The sequence below is a fragment of the Stenotrophomonas sp. a6 genome (assembly GCF_030913325.1).
Classification (GTDB): Bacteria; Pseudomonadota; Gammaproteobacteria; order Xanthomonadales; family Xanthomonadaceae; genus Stenotrophomonas; species Stenotrophomonas maltophilia.
The window spans coordinates 2,848,664-2,866,805 of the sequence record NZ_CP133161.1; the positions used below are offsets into that span (position 1 = coordinate 2,848,664).

The window sequence follows — 18,142 nt, forward strand, 5'->3', positions numbered from 1 at the left end:
GCCGCATCACCTGCCGTTCACCACTGGCTGCCTCACTTGCGGCAGTCTGGACAGCATGAAGAAGCTCACTGCACTGGCCGTGCTGCTGGTCCTGTCCTTGGCTGCGTGGTGGTTCGGCGGCCCGTACATGGCCGTGCGTGGCCTGTCCAAGGCCATCGAAGAACGCGACACGGCGCGACTGGAACGCTATGTCGATTTCCCTCGCGTGCGCAGCAGCCTGCGCGCCCAGCTCAACGACTATCTGGTACGCCAGGCCGGCCCGGATGTAGCGGCCAGCCCGTTCGGCGCCCTGCTCTACGGCCTCGGCGACCAGCTCGGCGGTGCAGCGGTGGAAACCATGGTGACCCCGACCGGGATCGGCGCAATGCTGCAGGGCCACGTGCTGTGGAAGCGCGGCCGCAATGAACTGCAGGGCGGTGATGCCTTCGGCGCGACCGAGCCGGCACGGCCATTGAAGAACGCCGAGCATCACTTCGAAGCGCTGGACCGCTTCGTGATCGACGTCGATCGCGGCCCCGACCAGCCGCCGATGAAAGTGGTGCTGGAACCGCAGGGCCTGCGCTGGAAGGTGGTGGATCTGCAGTTGGGGATGTCGGCCACCCCGTGACGGGTCATGCCCTTCGACGGTGCTGCTTTCGGTAGATGCCCACCTTGGTGGGCATGGATCCAGGACGGCGCCAACCAAGGTTGGCGACTACCGCGGTACACCGCTCTGGTAGATGCCCACCTTGGTGGGCGTCGATGCATGGCAGTGCCAACCAACGGCTGGCACCCACCCGGCATGGTCTCACCCCTCGTTGGCGACACCGTGCGGTACGTGGCCGGCGGCCACGTGTTCGCGCGCACTGTCGATGTTGTGCTGCGAATCATCGAAGAAGATGTCGGCACCGAACGCCTGCAGGAACGGCCCCTTGTGGCGGCCGCCGAGGAACAGCGCTTCGTCGAGGCGCACTCCCCACTCGCGCAGGGTGCGGATTACGCGCTCATGCGCCGGTGCCGAGCGTGCGGTCACCAGCGCAGTGCGGATCGGCGCGCTCTCGCCCGCCGGGAACACTTCCTGCAGCGTATGCAGGGCCGACAGGAAACCGCGGAATGGGCCGCCGCTGAGGGGTTCGCGGGCCCGTTCACGCTCGTGCCGGCCAAACGCCTCCACGCCCTGCTCGCGCGAGATGCGCTCGCTCTCGTCACCGAAGATCACTGCGTCACCGTCGAAGGCGATGCGCAACTGGCCGGCCGGGCGACCGGTATCGATCTGGTCGGCCGCCGCGGCGGCGGTTTCGCCAGGCGGCTTGGGCAGGATGGTCGCCGCGGCGATGCCGTGGCGCAGCGCGCTGCGCACCGATTCCGGGTTGGCCGACAGGAACAGGTCGGTGCCGAACGGCTTCACGTACGGCCAGGTCGGCTCGCCGGCGGTGAACGTTGCGCGGATGATGCCCAGGCCGTAGTGCTGGATCGAATTGAAGATGCGCAGGCCGGTATCGGCCGAGTTGCGCGACAGCAGGATCACCTCGACGCGAGGATTCTCCGGGCTGGCGCCCTGGTTCAAAGCCAGCAGCTTGCGTACCACCGGAAACGCCACGCCGGGGCCGAGGATATCGTCCTCGTGCTGGCGCTGGAATTCGGCATAGGCCGCCACGCCATCGCTCTCGAACAGCGCGTGGCTTTCCTCGAGGTCGAACAGCGCGCGCGAGGTCACCGCGACGGTCAGCAAACGGGGGGAGTTGTCGCCCATCGGTGGGGGTCCTTCAAGCGGTCGGCACGGCCGGCTGCCCATTGTCCTCAAAAAACGAACTGTTCGCTCAGGATCCGGTCTTCCAGGTTGTGCTCCGGGTCGAACAGCAGGGTCACGCGGCGGTCCTTCGACTCACGGATGGTCACCTCGACCACGTCGCGGGTCTCGTGCGAATCGGCAGTCACGCTGACCGGGCGCTTGTACGGATCGAGCACGCGGAAGCGCACTTCGGTATCGGCCTTCAGGATCGCGCCGCGCCAGCGCCGCGGCCGGTACGGGGCCAACGGCGTCAGCGCGATGGTGTGCGAGCCCAGCGGCAGCACCGGACCATGCGCGGAATAGTTGTAGGCGGTACTGCCGGCCGGGGTGGCCACCAGCACGCCGTCGCCGATCAGTTCGGCCACGCGCTCCTGGCCGTTGAGGTCGATGCCGATATGCGCGGCCTGCCGGGTCTGGCGCAGCAGCGAAACGTCGTTGTAGGCCAGCGAGCCGGTACTGGTGCCGGACTCGGTCAGCGCCACCATTTCCAGCGGGCGCAGGTTGGCCGGTTCTGCGCGTGCGATGCGGGCCTGCACGTCGTCGTCTCCACGGTACTGGTTCATCAGGAAGCCGACCGTGCCCAGCTTCATGCCGAACACCGGCTTGCCCAGGTGCCCATGCCGATGCAGGGTCTGCAGCATGAAGCCGTCGCCCCCCAGCGGGCACAGCACGTCGGCCTGCTCGGGCGTGTAGTCGCCATAGCGCGACACCATGGCCGCGCGCGCCATCTGCGCGGGCTCGGTGGTGCTGGCCAGGAAAGCGATGCGGGGGGTGTCGCTCATCGGTGGATCCGGGTGGGTGTGCCTGCAAGAGCATACCCGGTAGTGCCGGCCGCTGGCCGGCAGCTGCACCCGGTTGCGGTTCATGCGGCTGCCGGCCAGCGGCCGGCACTACCGTGCAATGCAGAACGGCCCCGCTTTCGCGGGGCCGTTCCGGTTCACGCATGCCAGGCATGGCCTGGCACTACTTCACTTACGCGCCGTGTGCCGCCAGCTGGCCCAGGCGCTGCACCGCGACCGAAACGGTCGGGTAGTCCAGGGTCTTCTGCTCGGCCAGTTCGGCCAGCATCGCCAGGGTGAAGCGCAGGCTGTTGTCGTCACGGCCCATCCAGGCTGCGACCTTGGCCTCCGCGCTGCTGCCCTTGGTGCCCAGCACCTGGCCGGCCAAGTTGCGGTGGTTGGCGGCCAGCTCGTCACGCAGCACGCCACGTGCCACGGCGTGCCAACGACCGTTGACCTCCAGCGCATCGACCTGCTCGAACAGCCACGGCAGCTGCAGGGCATCGCCCAGGCGGAAGTGGACCTTGGACACGTCCACCGGCTTCAGCTTGCGGGTGCGGGCCAGTTCGATGATGTCGAAAGCCGGCTCCAGGAAGTGCAGTTCGGCCAGCTGCTGCGCCAGCGCGGACGGCAGGCCCTTTTCCTTCCACTCGGCCACCAGGGCTTCGTAGGTCGGACGCTGCGAATCCGGCAGCACACCCGAGGCAACGCGGATGTCGTTGAACGGACCCTGGTAGCGGTTGACCGCTTCGGTGATGCCCGGCATCGCGCCCGGGCGCGACAGCAGCCAACGCACGAACGAACGCTGCAGCTTCCAGATCACTTCCAGTGCGTCGATCTGCACCGACTCCGGCACCTTGCCGTCGAGTGCATCGATCTGCGCCCACAGCGCGCGCGCATCCAGCGTTTCGCGGCTGATGGTGTAGGCCTTGGCGACCTCGGCGATGGAACGGCCGGTGTCTTCCTGCATGCGCATCAGGAAGGTGGCGCCCATGCGGTTGATGGTCTGGTTGGTCACGGCCGTGGCGATGATTTCGCGCTTCAGGCGGTGACGCTCCATCGCGTCGGCGTACTTCTTCTGCAGCGGGGTCGGGAAGTAACGCTGCAGTTCCTTGGACAGGTACGGATCTTCCGGGATGTCCGATTCCAGCAGCTGGGCGAACGCCACCAGCTTCGAGTAGGACAGCAGCACCGACAGTTCCGGGCGGGTCAGGCCCTGGCCGCGTGCCTTGCGCTGGGACAGCTCGGCGTCGGACGGCAGGAACTCGATCTGGCGATCCAGCAGGCCCTGCTGTTCCAGGGTACGGATGAAGTGCTGCTTGGAACCCAGGCGCTTGACCGCCATCCGCTCCATCAGGCTCAGCGCCTGGTTCTGGCGGTAGTTGTCATTGAGCACCAGCTCGGCGACTTCATCGGTCATCGAGGCCAGCAGCTTGTTGCGCTGCTCGACGGTCAGCTTCTTGGCCCGCACCACATCGTTGAGCAGGATCTTGATGTTGACTTCGTGGTCGGAGGTGTCCACACCGGCCGAGTTGTCGATGAAGTCGGTGTTGAGCAGCACGCCGGCCTGGGCGGCTTCGATGCGGCCCAGCTGGGTCATGCCCAGGTTGCCGCCCTCGCCCACCACCTTGCAGCGCAGCTCGCCACCGTTCACGCGCAGGGCGTTGTTGGCGCGGTCGCCGACATCGCTGTGCTGCTCGCTGGCAGCCTTCACGTAGGTACCGATGCCGCCGTTCCACAGCAGGTCGACCGGCGCCTTCAGGATCGCGCTCATCAGATCGTTCGGCGACAGCGCCTTGACGTTGTCATCCAGGCCCAGCGCTTCACGCACCTGCGGGGTGATCTCGATCGACTTCAGGCTGCGCGGGTACACGCCGCCGCCCTTGCTGATCAGCTTGGCGTCGTAGTCCGCCCAGCTCGAACGCGGCACGGTGAACAGGCGCTCACGTTCGACGAACGTGGTGGCCGCATCCGGGTTCGGGTCCAGGAAGATGTGGCGGTGGTCGAAGGCAGCGACCAGGCGGATGTGGCGCGACAGCAGCATGCCGTTGCCGAACACGTCGCCGGACATGTCGCCGACGCCGACCGCAGTGAAGTCCTGGGTCTGGCTGTCACGGCCCAGCGCACGGAAGTGGCGCTTGACCGATTCCCACGCACCGCGTGCGGTGATGCCCATGCCCTTGTGGTCATAGCCAACCGAACCACCGGAGGCGAACGCATCGCCCATCCAGAAGCCGTGCGCGATGGCCAGGCCGTTGGCGATGTCGGAGAAGGTCGCGGTGCCCTTGTCGGCGGCCACCACCAGGTACGGATCGTCCATGTCGTGGCGCACGACATCCACCGGCGGCACGATCTTGTTGTTGACGATGTTGTCGGTGATGTCCAGCAGGCCCTGGATGAACAGCTTGTAGCAGGCCACGCCGTTGGCGAAGATCGCGTCGCGGTCGCCGTTCACCGGCGGAGTCTTGGCGAAGAAGCCGCCCTTCGCGCCGACCGGCACGATTACAGTGTTCTTGACCATCTGAGCCTTGACCAGGCCCAGCACTTCGGTACGGAAGTCTTCGCGACGATCCGACCAGCGCAGGCCACCACGGGCGACCGCGCCGAAGCGCAGGTGGGTACCTTCCACGCGCGGGCCGTAGACGAAGATCTCGCGGTACGGGCGCGGCTTCGGCAGGTCCGGCACCAGCGCCGAATCAAACTTGAAGCTGATGACATGGCCGTGCTGGCCGTTGGCATCGGTCTGGTAGTAGCTGGTGCGCAGGGTCGCGTCGATCACGCCCATGAACGAGCGCAGGATGCGGTCCTCGTCCAGGCTGGACACACGGTCCATCAGCTTCAGCAGCGCATCGCGCGCGGCCTGCATCTGCGCGTCGCGGTCACCCTTGCGGGCGTCGACCACGGTCTTGAGCACCTTAAGGGTGGCGTCGTCGCCAGCAGCCAGCACATCGAAGTGGGCCTTCAGCTGGGCCTGGCCGGCGGCGATGTCGTCCTTGCTCTCGTGGCCGGTAGCCGGATCGAAGCGCGCTTCGAACAGCTCGACCAGCAGTCGGGCCAGCAGCGGGTAGCGCGCGAAGGTGCCTTCCACGTAGGCCTGCGAGAACGGCACGCCGGTCTGCAGCAGGTACTTGCAGTAGCCACGCAGCATGGCGACCTGGCGCCAGTGCAGGCCGGCAGCCAGCACCAGGCGGTTGAAGCCGTCGTTCTCGGCATCGCCGTGCCAGACGCGGGCAAAGGTCTCGCCGAAGGCTTCATCGACGCTGGCGGCATCGATCGCGCCGGCGGTCGATTCGACCTCGAAGTCCTGCACGTACACCGGGGCGTTGTCGACCGACAGGCGGTACGGACGCTCGGCGATCACGCGCAGGCCCATGTTTTCCATCATCGGCAGCGCGTCCGACAGCGGGATGTCGTCCAGCTGGCGATACAGCTTCAGGCGCAGGCCATCACCGCTTTCGCGCGGCACGGCCTGCAGGCTCAGGCGCAGGTCGTCCGGGCCGGTCAGGGCATCAAGCTGGCTGACATCGTTGGCCGCAACAGCCGTGCTGTTGTCTTCGATGTAACCGGCCGGCAGCGCCTTGCCGATGCGGGCGGCGATGCGCAGGCCTTCGGTCTCGCCGTGGCGGGCCACCAGCGCTTCGCGCAGGTCGTCCTGCCAGTTGCGCAGGACCTGGGCCAGCTTCTGCTCCAGTTCGGCGGTATCAACGTCGAGCATTTCACCCGGCTTCGGGCGCACGATCAGGTGCACCTGGGCCAGCGGCGATTCGCCCAGCACCACCGAGCTGTCGACGTACTCGCCGTGCAGCGCGTCCTTCAGCATCGCTTCGATGCGCAGGCGCACGTCGGTGTTGAAGCGCTCGCGCGGCAGGTAGACCAGCGCGGAGATGAAACGGCTGTACTTGTCGCGGCGCAGGAACAGGCGGCTGCGCACGCGTTCCTGCAGGCCCAGCACGCCCATCGCGGTGCGGAACAGTTCGTCCTCGCTGGACTGGAACAGTTCTTCGCGCGGCAGGGTTTCCAGGATGTGGCGCAGGGCCTTGCCACTGTGGCTGGCCGGGGCCAGGCCGGACTGCTTCATCACGTGCTCGTGGCGCTGGCGCACCAGCGGGATCTCCCACGGGCGACGGTTGTAGGCGCTGGAGGTGAACAGGCCAAGGAAGCGCTGCTCGCCGATGATCTTGCCCTTGGCGTCGAATTCCAGCACGCCGATGTAGTCCATGTAGCCGGCGCGGTGCACGCGCGAACGGGCATTGGTCTTGGTCAGGATCAGCGCGTCCTTCAGGCCGGACGTGGCGTTCAGGCCCTGCGCGGCCAGGGTCTTGACCGGGCGGGCAGCGGACTTGTCCTTGCCGCGCATCAGGCCCAGGCCGGTGTCGTTCAGCGGCGCCAGTACGTCTTCCTTGCCCTGCTTCTCGACGCGGTACTCGCGGTAGCCAAAGAAGGTGAAGTGGTTGTCGGCGGCCCAGCGCAGGAACTCCTGTGCTTCCTTGCGCGATGCATCGTCGACCGGCAGCTGGCGCTTGCCCAGGTCGTCGGCCAGCGCCAACGCCTTGTCCTTCATCGGCTGCCAGTCGCGCACGATCGCGCGCACTTCGTCCAGCGCCTTGTTGATGGCCTGTTCGATGGCGGCCATCGCTTCGGCCGGCTGGCGGTCGATCTCCAGCAGCATCACCGACTCGGCATCACCCTCGCCGACCTTGACCAGCTTGCCGGCCTTGTCGCGGGTGAAGCGCAGAACCGGGTGGCCCAGCACGTGGACGCCCACGCCCTGCTCGGCCAGCGACATGGTGACCGTATCGACGAGGAACGGCATGTCATCGTTGACGATCTGCAGCACGGTGTGCGGCGATTCCCAACCGTTGGCCTTCGCGGTCGGATTGAACACGCGGACGTTGGCCTTGCCGGCCTTGCGGGCACGCGCGAATTCCAGCGTCTCAGCCGCGAGAGCGGCCCACTCTTCAGCGCTGTGGTGCGGGAACTCGTCCGACTCCATGCGCTTGTAGAAGTCAGTGGCAAAGGCCACTGCTTCGGCCTGTGCGGCCGCGGGGTAGCGCTTGCGCAAGGCCGTGTACACCGGCTCCAGGGAGAAACCAGCGGTCACTGCGACCTCCGACTCTGCTGGTTTCGTCTTGTTCTTCACGGTCTTGGCTGCGGTTTTTTGCGGTTTCATGGCAGAGCGATGCGCTTGCTCAGTTGGGAAAATGAAATTGTAGCCCTACCGCGCGAAAAGGCCTTGCTGCAGGACGGAATAAGCAGATTCGGGTTTGCTGCGGTTCAAACGCCTATTCAGTTCGCACCGGTATGGTGCTGGCGCCTGTTTCAGCACTGCCGACAGGATCGGCAAAACGTGTTACCGGAAGACACACGCGGCGACGCCGATGCGATTCCACAATCCTGAACTGGACGGTATAGTCCACCGCGTGAACCCGGCCTACCTCCCCGTTGCCCTCGATGCACGCGATGAGCGTGTGTTCGACGCCGTACGCGAACTGCTGGCCCAGCAGGGCATGCAGATGAGCATGGAGGCGGTGGCCCAGCACGCCGGTTGCTCCAAGCAGACCCTGTACTCGCGCTACGGCAGCAAGCAGGAACTGCTGCGCCGGGTGATGCAGCGCCACGTCGGCCACGCTACCGGCGCCATGGTTCGTGCACTCCGCACTGACGACCTGCGTGCCAGCCTGCTCCAGTTCGCCACCGACTTCCTGGAGCACTTCAACCAACCGCACGTGGGCCAGGCCTGCCGGCTGATCGCCGCCGACGCGGCCCAGTTTCCCGAAGAGGCGCGTACGCTGTACCGGCACGGAGCCGGCGCACTGACGCTTCATCTTGCTGAATGGATTGAAACCGTTTGCATGCGTGGCCAGCTCCGGCATGACGACCCGCACTTCATGGCCGAACTGCTGCTGAGCATGATTGCCGGTCAGGATTTCGACAAACAGCGTTTCCATACCCCCCATCGTGATGACGCGCGGCTGCGTCGGCGCTGGGCAGAGTTCTCCGTCGACAGCTTCCTGCGCGCCTTCGCGCCTCAGCCGTCGCCGGCCCCGTCTTCAAACCAACCCCGGAGTTCCTCCTGATGACCGCCCCACTCCGCACCCTTGCCTTGACGTGCGCCGTTGCTGTCGCGCTGGCTGCCTGCAAGAAGCCGGAACAGCAGACGCCCCCGCCGCCGGAGGTGGGCGTGATCGACGCCAAGCCGCAGACCCTGCCGCTGCAGCGCGAGCTGGTCGGTCGCCTGTCGCCGTTCCGCAGCGCCGACGTGCGTGCGCGCGTGCCGGGCGTGCTGCTCAAGCGCGTCTACCAGGAAGGCTCGCAGGTCAAGCAGGGCCAGCCCCTGTTCCTGATCGACCCGGCGCCGCTGCGTGCCTCGCTCAACGCCTCCGAAGCACAGCTGGCCTCGGCCCGCGCGACCTACGCCAACGCCAAGGTGGCCGCCGACCGTGCACGTTCGCTGGCGCCGCAGCAGTTCGTCTCCAAGTCCGACCTGGACAACGCTGAATCGGCCGAGCGTACCGCGCTGGCGGCGGTCAAGCAGGCCGAAGCAGCGGTGACTTCCTCGCGCATCAGCCTGGGCTACACCGAAGTAACCGCACCGATCAGCGGCGTGGCCAACAAGCAGCAGGTCACCGAAGGCGCGCTGGTCGGCCAGGGCGATGTGACCCTGCTGACCACCGTCGACCAGCTCGACCCGCTGTACGTGAACTTCTCGCTGAGCGTGGACGAGCTGACCCAGCTGCGCGCGCAACAGGCCAAGGGCGCGCTGGCGCTGTCGGGCGACGGCAAGGCCACGGTGAACGTCAAGCTGGCCGATGGCAGCACCTACAGCGAGCCGGGCACCCTGGACTTCTCCTCGACCACGGTCGACCCGGCCACCGGTGCGGTGTCGTTGCGCGCGTTGCTGCCGAACCCACAGCAGATCCTGCTGCCGGGCGCCTTCGTCAGCTTCCAGGCCAACCTGGGCGAACGCAACAATGCCTTCCTGGTACCGCAGCAGGCCCTGCTGCGCGACACCACCGGCGGCTACGTGATGGTGGTCGGCGCCGACGGCAAGGTCGCGCGCAAGAACGTGAAGACCGATGGCGCGCAGAACGGCAACTGGCTGGTCAGCGACGGCCTGGCCGCCGGCGACAAGGTGATCGTGGCCGGCGTGCAGAAGGTCAAGGAAGGTGCACCGGCGGTGGCCAAGCCGTGGAGCCCGGGGCAGGACGCCAACGGCAAGCCGGCCGCAGGCGGCGCCGCTCCGGCGGGCACCGCACCGGCGGGCACCGCACCGGCTGCTGGCAAGGCACCGGCCGACGCGGCCAAGCCCGAGCAGGCCGATGCGGCCAAGCCGGCCGCCACCGATTCGAACAAGCAGTAACGGGAACCTTCCGTCATGCCTAAATTTTTCATCGAACATCCAGTCTTCGCCTGGGTGGTGGCGATCCTGATCTCGCTCAGCGGCGTGATCGCGATCCTCAACCTGGGCGTGGAGTCCTATCCCAACATCGCCCCACCGCAGGTCACCGTCTCGGCCACCTACCCGGGCGCCAGTGCCGACACCACGGAAAAATCGGTCACCCAGGTGATCGAGCAGCAGCTGACCGGTATCGATCACCTGCTGTACTTCAGCTCTTCCTCGTCGTCCAACGGCCGTGCGCAGATCACCCTGACCTTCGAGACGGGTACCGATCCGGACATCGCCCAGGTGCAGGTGCAGAACAAGGTCTCGCTGGCCACGCCACGACTGCCTTCGGAAGTGACCCAGCAGGGCGTGGTGGTGGCCAAGGCCAACGCCGGCTTCCTGATGGTGGTGGCGCTGCAGTCCGATACCCCGACCATCAACCGTGATGCGCTGAACGACATCGTTGGTTCGCGCGTGCTCGACCAGGTCTCGCGTATCCCCGGCGTCGGCAGCACCCAGCAGTTCGGTTCCGAGTACGCCATGAACATCTGGCTGAACCCGGAAAAGATGCAGGGTTATGGCCTGTCGGCCAGCCAGGTGCTGGCTGCGGTGCGCGCGCAGAACGTGCAGTTCGCCGCCGGTGCGCTTGGCTCGGATCCGTCGCCGGAAGGCCAGCACTTCACCGCCACGGTCTCGGCCGAAGGCCGCTTCAGTTCGCCGCAGGAGTTCGAGAACATCATCCTGCGCGCCAACGCTGACGGCTCGCGGGTGCTGTTGAAGGACATCGCCCGCGTTGCCTTCGGTGCCAACAACTACGGTTTCGACACCCAGTACAACGGCAAGCCGACCGGTGCCTTCGCCATCCAGCTGCTGCCGGGCGCCAACGCCCTGAACGTGGCCGAGGCGGTGCGCGCCAAGATGGACGAGCTGCAACCCAGCTTCCCGGCCGGCGTGACCTGGTTCTCGCCGTACGACAGCACCACCTTCGTCAAGATCTCGATCCAGGAAGTGGTCAAGACGCTGTTTGAAGCAGTGTTCCTGGTGTTCCTGGTGATGCTGATCTTCCTGCAGAACTTCCGCGCCACGCTGATCCCGACCCTGGTCATCCCGGTGGCGCTGCTCGGTACCTTCCTGGGCATGTGGATGATCGGCTTCACGATCAACCAGCTGACCCTGTTCGCGATGGTGCTGGCGATCGGCATCGTGGTCGATGACGCGATCGTGGTGATCGAGAACGTCGAACGCATCATGACCGAGGAAGGCCTGGCGCCGAAGCCGGCCACGCAGAAGGCGATGACCCAGATCACCGGCGCGGTGGTGGCGATCACCGTCGTGCTGGCTGCGGTGTTCATCCCGTCCGCCCTGCAGGGCGGCGCCGCCGGTGAGATCTACAAGCAGTTCGCCCTGACCATCGCCATTTCGATGGCGTTCTCGGCGTTCCTGGCGCTGGGCTTCACCCCGGCGCTGTGCGCGACCTTCCTGAAGCCGACGCACAACGACAACCCGAACATCGTCTACCGCACCTTCAACAAGTACTACGACAAGATCAGCCACACCTATGTCGGCCACATCACCTCGGCGGTGCGCCATGCGCCGCGCTGGATGATCCTGTTCGTGGTGCTCACCGCACTGTGCGGCTTCCTGTTCACCCGCATGCCGGGCAGCTTCCTGCCGGAAGAAGACCAGGGCTATGCGCTGGCGATCGTGCAGCTGCCGCCGGGCTCGACCAAGGGCCAGACCAACGAAGTGTTCGCGCAGATGCGTGGCATCCTGGAAAAGCAGGATGGCTATGAAGGCATGCTGCAGGTGGCCGGCTTCAGCTTCGTCGGCTCCGGCGAGAACGTGGGCATGGGCTTCATCCGCCTGAAGCAGTGGGAAGAACGCAAGTTCACCGCACCCGAGTTCATCCAGAACATGAACGGCGCGTTCTACGGCATCAAGGAAGCGCAGATCTTCGTGGTCAACCTGCCCACCGTGCAGGGCCTTGGCCAGTTCGGCGGCTTCGACATGTGGCTGCAGGACCGCAGTGGTGCCGGTTACGAGCAGCTGACGCAGGCCCGCAACATCCTGCTCGGCCAGGCCGCGCAGAAGCCGGACCACCTGGTCGGCGTGCGCCCGAACGGCCTGGAAAACGCGCCGCAGCTGCAGCTGCATGTGGACCGCGTGCAGGCGCAGTCGATGGGCATGTCGGTGTCGGACGTGTACAGCACCATCCAGCTGATGCTGGCCCCGGTGTACGTCAACGACTTCTTCTACGAAGGCCGCATCAAGCGCGTGACCATGCAGGCCGATGGTCCGTACCGCACCGGCCAGGAGTCGCTGAAGAGCTTCTACAGCCCCTCCAGCCTGACCAAGAACGCCGATGGCACCAATTCGATGATCCCGCTGAACACGGTGGTCAAGTCCGAATGGGTGTCGGCACCGCCGTCGCTGAGCCGCTACAACGGCTACTCGGCGATCAACATCGTCGGCTCGCAGGCCCCGGGTACCAGCTCGGGCGAGGCGATGCAGACCATGGAGAGCATCGTCAACGACGATCTGCCGGCCGGCTTCGGCTACGACTGGTCCGGCATGTCCTACCAGGAAATCCTGGCCGGCAACGCCGCGACCCTGCTGCTGGTGCTGTCGATCGTGGTGGTGTTCCTGTGCCTGGCCGCGCTGTATGAAAGCTGGTCGATCCCGGTGGCGGTGCTGCTGGTGGTGCCGCTGGGCGTGCTCGGTGCCCTCGGCCTGTCGATGCTGCGCGGCCTGCCAAACGATCTGTTCTTCAAGATCGGCCTGATCACCGTGATCGGCCTGGCGGCGAAGAACGCGATCCTGATCGTGGAGTTCGCGGTGGAGCAGCGCGCCGCCGGCAAGAACCTGCGCGATGCCACCATCGAAGCGGCCCGCCTGCGTTTCCGCCCGATCCTGATGACCTCGTTCGCGTTCATCATGGGCGTGATCCCGATGGCGATCTCCACCGGCGCGGGCGCCAACTCCCGCCATGCCATCGGTACCGGCGTGATCGGCGGCATGCTGTTCGCCACCCTGCTCGGCCTGTTGATGATCCCGGTGTTCTTCGTGGTCGTGCGCCGCATGCTGGGCGACAAGCTGGATGAACCGTCCAAGGAGTTCATGGAACGCCAGCGCGACGCGGATGCAGCACACCGTCCGGATCGTTGATCCAGCGGTGAACTGAAACGAGAAAGGCCCCGGTGCGATCCGGGGCCTTTTTTGTTGCCGCTTCTGGACCCATGCCGCCCCAGGTCGGCATCTACCGGAGCGACGCATACCCGGTAGTCGCCAACCTTGGTGGGCGCTGTCCGGGCAGCGTCTCAGCGCAACACTGCGATCACCACGCATGCCGCCACAATCGCCAGTGCAGGCCATTGCATCGGCAGGAAGAAGAAGTGATGCGGAGCATGCTGCCCAGGTGCACGCGGCTTTCGATTGAGCACGAAACCCAGCACCGTGTTGATTGCCGAGCCAAGGCCGAACGCCAGCAGGACCTGACTGAGTGAAGTATTGCCGCGACCTACCGCTGGATCCGGGAACAGGATGAGGATGAGCAGCACGGCAGCGATCGGTGTGAGCAGGGTCAGCAGCCCTGCGCCTCGATAGATGAGCATGTGGTGGCGTCCATGAACGGTGGAGCATTCTGCGACCAAGGAGCGGGAATGCCAATGGACCGTTGGCATGTCGCCTGCCCGGAGACCGGTCGCATACGGCCTGTACTGAAAAGTCCCTTCCACTGCTGCGCCGACAACGAGGCGCTCAAGGCGTCTACCGGTTTCGCATAAGGCCCCCGCTTTGGATTCCTGGGCGCGCAGAAGTGCGGCACGCCCGGATCGTTGCTATCCAGATGCCTCCACGGCAATCGATCCGATGCCGCCCAGGAGACAGTTCATGGAAAGAGCACCACTACGACGCTTCAGCCGCCCCGCCCTTCTGCTTGGCGCGCTCTTCGCGGCCAGCAGCGTCCAGGACGCACATGCGGCAGGCGTCCTCGTCTGCGACAACTGTCGCGATCCACGCGCACTGGCGCTTTACTCGGGCACGGGGCCCACCATCGTCGTCGACTTCCAGCAGCGCCGGCTCCATGGCTTCGATGTGGAATACGATCGCGAGCTGCGTCGGTATCGCGCCACCAGGGCGCAGATTCCCGAGCCAATCAACGCATCCTTCAATCGGATCATGGGGATGCTCGACAACAACGTGCCAACCGTACAGTTCGCGCCGCGGCAGTGGGCCGGAAGAGGAGTCCAGTACGAGGTTCATCCTGATGACCCGCAGTACGCCAACGGCATAGGCTTCCCGGAAGAGCACAAGAACCTCAACGCCTACGATGTCGTGCAGATGGCAACCGAGCGATTCAGGCTGGAGAGCGCCATGGGCAAGGCATTCACAGGCGCCACGACATCGTCGAGGGCCTGGAACAGCATGGCGACATTCCTGTCCTCGATCGGCCTGAGCTTCGTCAGCAAGGCCCTCGGAATCGACGGTGCAATCTACAGGATCACCTGGCGCGATGGCTCGAAGACTACGCTGGCCATCGTCTCTTCGTCAGTGGACACCGCCAGATACGTGCAAGGCCAGAGCAAGGACGCCAATGGCAACATGATTCCCGACGGCGCGGCAACCAGCCCCGGCCTGGCCCAACACTTCGCCGGCACCTACAACTTCAACAGCCGGGACGATCTGGATCGATGGATCGACTCCGGTCGCCTCTATGGGGTGAACATGTTCCCCGGTGCTCCACCTGAGTCGCTGCAGATCGTCTGTGAATGGAACGGAACGGATATCGTTTGCCGATTGCCACGTTGATCGCACAAAGGAAACGGGGCGGCAATCGCCGCCCCGTCGCGTCCATCAGCGCAACCCGGTCTCGTTGCGCGCGATCACCAGGCGCTGGATCTCCGAGGTGCCCTCGTAGATCTCGGTGATCTTGGCATCACGGAAGTAACGCTCCAGCGGCATCTCCTTCGAGTACCCCATGCCGCCGTGGATCTGCACCGCCTGGTGCGTGATCCACATCGCTGCTTCCGAAGCGGTCAGTTTGGCCACCGCTGCTTCGGTGCTGAAACGCTTGCCCTGACCCTTCACCCACGCGGCACGCAGGGTCAGCAGCAGCGCTGCGTCCAGCTTGCACTTCATGTCGGCGATCTTGGCCTGGGTCATCTGGAAGGTGCCGATGGCCGCGCCGAAGGCCTTGCGCTCCTTCACGTATTCCAGGGTCGCCTCATAGGCGGCTCGGGCGATGCCGATGGCCTGCGAGGCGATGCCGATGCGGCCAGCATCGAGCACGCTCATGGCGATCTTGAAGCCCTCGCCTTCCTGGCCCAGCACGTCTTCGGCCTTCGCCACGTAATCGTTGAACTCGATCTCGCAGGTGGCCGAAGCGCGGATGCCCAGCTTCGGCTCGGTCTTGCCGCGACCGAAGCCCGCCTTGTCGGTATCGATGAGGAAGGCGGTGATGCCGCGCGCGCCCTTGTCCGGCTCGCTCATCGCGAACAGCACGATGTACCTGGCCACCGGGCCGGAGGTGATCCAGCTCTTCTTGCCGTTGATGACGAAGGTGCCGTCGGCCCGCTTCACCGCGCGGCAGCGCATGGCGGTGGCATCGGAGCCGGACTGCGGCTCGGTCAGCGCGAACGCGCCGATGGCCTCGCCCTCGGCGATGGCACGCACGTAGGTCTGCTTCTGCTGCTCGGTACCGTGGGTGAGGATGCCGTTGCAGAACAGCGAGTTGTTGACCGACATGATGGTCGAATGGGCTGCGTCGGCGGCGGCGACCTCCACCATCGCCAGCACGTACGCAACCGGGTCCATGCCCGCGCCACCGTATTCGGTCGGCACTTCGATGCCCATCAGGCCGTTCTCGCCCAGCAGGCGGATGTTGTCGAGCGGGAACTCGCCGGTACGGTCATGGTGCTCCGCGCTAGGGGCGATCTTCTCCTGCGCGATGCGCCGCGCAACGTCCTGCAGCATCAACTGCTCTTCGGTAAAGCTGAAATCCACAACACCCTCCCGGGTACATGAAGTTATGGGCTACATACGGCGCGCCCAGGTGCCCCGATTGTACCGGGGCCCGGCTGTTTCCGTACGCTGGCGACTTGACCGCGACGGGCCCTTTCAGCGAATATATCTCTATATCGCGATAGGTAGATATTTATGGATCTTGAAGACTGGTCGACCCGCCTGAAGGTGTTCGCCGATGCGACCCGCGTGCGCCTGCTGGCGCTGCTGGAGCAGGAGGAACTGACCGTGGCCGAACTGTCGGCGATCACCCGGCTGGCACAGCCACGCGTGTCCACCCACCTGGCGCGCCTGAAGGAAGCCGGCCTGGTCCGCGACCGCCGTGCGGGCGTATCGGCCTATTACCGCTTCGACGAGGCCCAGCTGGACCCGGCGCAGCGTGCATTGTGGCATGCCTTGAGCAACGGAAGCGATGACCCGCTGCTGCGCCAGGACGCTGAACGCGTCGCTGCCGTGCTGGCCCACCGCGCCTCCGACCAGAACTGGGCCGACAGCGTGGCCGGCGACATGGAACGCCACTACTCCCCGGGGCGCACCTGGGAAGCCCTCGCCCGCACCGCGCTGCCGCTGCTGGAGACCGGCGACGTGCTGGACATCGCCTCTGGTGACGGCGTGCTGGCCGAACTGGTGGCCCCGCATGCCAAGCGCTACATCTGCATCGACACCAGCGCGCGCGTGGTCGCCGCCGCCAGCGAGCGCCTGCGCCGTCTGCCCAACGTGGAAGTGCGCGAGGGCGACATGCATGCGCTGCCCTTCAAGGACAACAGTTTCGATCTGGTAGTGCTGATGCACGCGCTGACCTACGCCAGCAAGCCGGCGCAGGCGGTGACCGAAGGCGCGCGCGTGCTGCGCCCGGGCGGGCGCCTGCTGCTGTGCAGCCTGGCCCGCCATGAACACAAGGCCGCGGTGGAGGCCTACGGCCACGTCAACCTCGGCTTCAGCGACAAGGAGCTGCGCAGGTTCGTCGACAAGGCCGGCCTGCAGGTATCCAGCCTGGAGACGGTCACCCGCGAGAAGCGTCCGCCGCACTTCGAAGTGATTTCGCTGATCGCCCACAAACCCTGAGCCCGAGAACGCCATGCCTGCCCTGCCCTGGTTGCATCCTGAGCGTGCCAACGCCCTGCTCGACGCCCTGCGCGAGCGGATCCTGATCATCGACGGTGCGATGGGCACGATGATCCAGCGCCACGGCCTGCAGGAAGACGATTACCGTGGCGAACGCTTCGCCGGCGGTTACGACCATGCACATGGCCCGGGCTGCGACCACGCGGCACCGGAGGGCCATGACCTGAAGGGCAACAATGATCTGCTGCTGCTGACCCGGCCGCAGATCGTCGCAGACATCCACACCGCCTACCTGGAAGCGGGCGCGGACCTGGTCGAGACCAACACCTTCAACGCCACTTCGGTCAGCCAGGCCGACTACCACCTCGAACACCTGGTGTACGAGTTGAACAAGGCCGGCGCTGCGGTCGCGCGCGCCTGTTGTGACGCCGTGGCCGCAACCACCCCGGGGAAGCCGCGCTTCGTGATCGGGGTGGTCGGCCCGACCAGCCGCACCGCCTCGATCAGCCCGGACGTGAACGATCCGGGCTTCCGCAACACCAGCTTCGACGAACTGCGCGACACCTACCGCGAAGCCATCGAGGGCCTGATCGACGGCGGCGCCGACACCATCATGGTCGAGACCATCTTCGACACGCTCAACGCCAAGGCCGCGCTGTATGCGCTGGAGGAAGCGTTCGATGCGCGCGGCGCGCGGTTGCCGGTGATGATCTCCGGCACCATCACCGACGCTTCCGGTCGCACCCTGTCCGGGCAGACTGCGGAAGCCTTCCATGCCTCGCTGGCGCATGCTCGGCCGCTGTCGATCGGGCTGAACTGCGCGCTGGGCGCCGATGCGATGCGACCGCACGTGGAAACCCTTGCGCAGGTCGCCGACTGCTACGTCAGCGCACACCCCAATGCCGGCCTGCCCAATGCCTTCGGCGAGTATGACGAGACGCCGGAGGACATGGCCAGCACCCTGCGAGGCTTCGCCGAAGATGGCCTGCTGAACCTGGTCGGCGGCTGCTGCGGCTCCACGCCCGACCATATCCGCGCCATTGCCGCGGCTGTGGCCGGGCTGCCGCCGCGCGCACTGCCCGGCACCCGGGAGCAGGCCGCATGAATGTCGCCGCCACCGTTCCG

The 18,142-nt window shown here is 66.0% G+C and carries 12 protein-coding genes; 7 read left to right on the forward strand and 5 right to left on the reverse strand.

Features of this window, described 5'->3' with window-relative positions; all coding sequences use genetic code 11:
• The first annotated feature begins 55 nt into the window (after positions 1–55).
• Positions 56–607: a DUF2939 domain-containing protein gene (locus tag Q9Q79_RS13200; protein WP_111117870.1), complete on the forward strand. Its 552-nt coding sequence runs from the start codon at positions 56–58 to the stop codon at positions 605–607.
• 180 nt (positions 608–787) lie between these two features.
• On the opposite strand, the gene Q9Q79_RS13205 is transcribed toward Q9Q79_RS13200, so the two are convergent.
• From Q9Q79_RS13205 to Q9Q79_RS13215, 3 genes are all read right to left on the reverse strand, one after another.
• A complete protein-coding gene (locus Q9Q79_RS13205) occupies positions 788–1,732 on the reverse strand; it encodes a 5'-nucleotidase (protein ID WP_005410242.1) in 945 nt (314 codons plus the stop codon).
• 47 nt (positions 1,733–1,779) lie between these two features.
• A complete protein-coding gene (locus Q9Q79_RS13210; RefSeq protein ID WP_049443314.1) occupies positions 1,780–2,553 on the reverse strand; it encodes an NAD kinase in 774 nt (257 codons plus the stop codon).
• 190 nt (positions 2,554–2,743) lie between these two features.
• Positions 2,744–7,720 carry an NAD-glutamate dehydrogenase domain-containing protein gene (locus Q9Q79_RS13215; RefSeq protein WP_044570577.1) on the reverse strand — a complete coding sequence of 1,659 codons (4,977 nt, stop codon included), beginning with the start codon at positions 7,718–7,720 and terminating at the stop codon, positions 2,744–2,746.
• A gap of 250 nt (positions 7,721–7,970) precedes the next feature.
• On the opposite strand from Q9Q79_RS13215, the gene Q9Q79_RS13220 reads away from it, so the two are divergent.
• The 3 genes from Q9Q79_RS13220 to Q9Q79_RS13230 are packed head-to-tail and all read left to right on the forward strand — an operon-like array spanning position 7,971 to position 13,099.
• The gene (locus Q9Q79_RS13220; RefSeq protein WP_005410245.1) at positions 7,971–8,627 is read left to right on the forward strand and encodes a TetR/AcrR family transcriptional regulator; all 657 of its coding nucleotides are present in this window, start codon (positions 7,971–7,973) and stop codon (positions 8,625–8,627) included.
• Positions 8,627–9,910 carry an efflux RND transporter periplasmic adaptor subunit gene (locus Q9Q79_RS13225; protein WP_201862523.1) on the forward strand — a complete coding sequence of 428 codons (1,284 nt, stop codon included), beginning with the start codon at positions 8,627–8,629 and terminating at the stop codon, positions 9,908–9,910. The genes Q9Q79_RS13220 and Q9Q79_RS13225 overlap by 1 nt, the downstream gene beginning before the upstream one ends.
• A gap of 15 nt (positions 9,911–9,925) precedes the next feature.
• Positions 9,926–13,099 (forward strand): multidrug efflux RND transporter permease subunit, encoded by a 3,174-nt coding sequence (locus Q9Q79_RS13230; protein ID WP_012480771.1) that lies wholly within the window; start codon positions 9,926–9,928, stop codon positions 13,097–13,099.
• Positions 13,100–13,251: 152 nt separating this feature from the next.
• Here Q9Q79_RS13230 and Q9Q79_RS13235 read toward each other — a convergent pair whose 3' ends face one another.
• A complete protein-coding gene (locus Q9Q79_RS13235; RefSeq protein ID WP_033833585.1) occupies positions 13,252–13,545 on the reverse strand; it encodes a hypothetical protein in 294 nt (97 codons plus the stop codon).
• Between the two features lie 277 nt (positions 13,546–13,822).
• On the opposite strand from Q9Q79_RS13235, the gene Q9Q79_RS13240 reads away from it, so the two are divergent.
• Positions 13,823–14,740 carry a hypothetical protein gene (locus Q9Q79_RS13240; protein ID WP_005413923.1) on the forward strand — a complete coding sequence of 306 codons (918 nt, stop codon included), beginning with the start codon at positions 13,823–13,825 and terminating at the stop codon, positions 14,738–14,740.
• A 45-nt stretch (positions 14,741–14,785) separates the two neighbouring features.
• Here the strand turns inward: Q9Q79_RS13240 and Q9Q79_RS13245 are convergent, their stop codons facing one another.
• On the reverse strand, positions 14,786–15,934 hold the full coding sequence (locus Q9Q79_RS13245) for an acyl-CoA dehydrogenase family protein (protein ID WP_109337278.1): 1,149 nt from the start codon (positions 15,932–15,934) through the stop codon (positions 14,786–14,788).
• A 153-nt stretch (positions 15,935–16,087) separates the two neighbouring features.
• Here Q9Q79_RS13245 and Q9Q79_RS13250 point away from each other — a divergent pair, with 153 nt between their 5' ends.
• Together Q9Q79_RS13250 and Q9Q79_RS13255 are read left to right on the forward strand one after the other, a co-directional pair.
• Positions 16,088–17,017: a metalloregulator ArsR/SmtB family transcription factor gene (locus Q9Q79_RS13250; RefSeq protein WP_005410251.1), complete on the forward strand. Its 930-nt coding sequence runs from the start codon at positions 16,088–16,090 to the stop codon at positions 17,015–17,017.
• A gap of 13 nt (positions 17,018–17,030) precedes the next feature.
• Complete coding sequence (locus tag Q9Q79_RS13255) at positions 17,031–18,122, forward strand: homocysteine S-methyltransferase family protein (RefSeq protein WP_024957244.1); 1,092 nt, start codon at positions 17,031–17,033, stop codon at positions 18,120–18,122.
• Positions 18,123–18,142 lie beyond the last annotated feature (20 nt).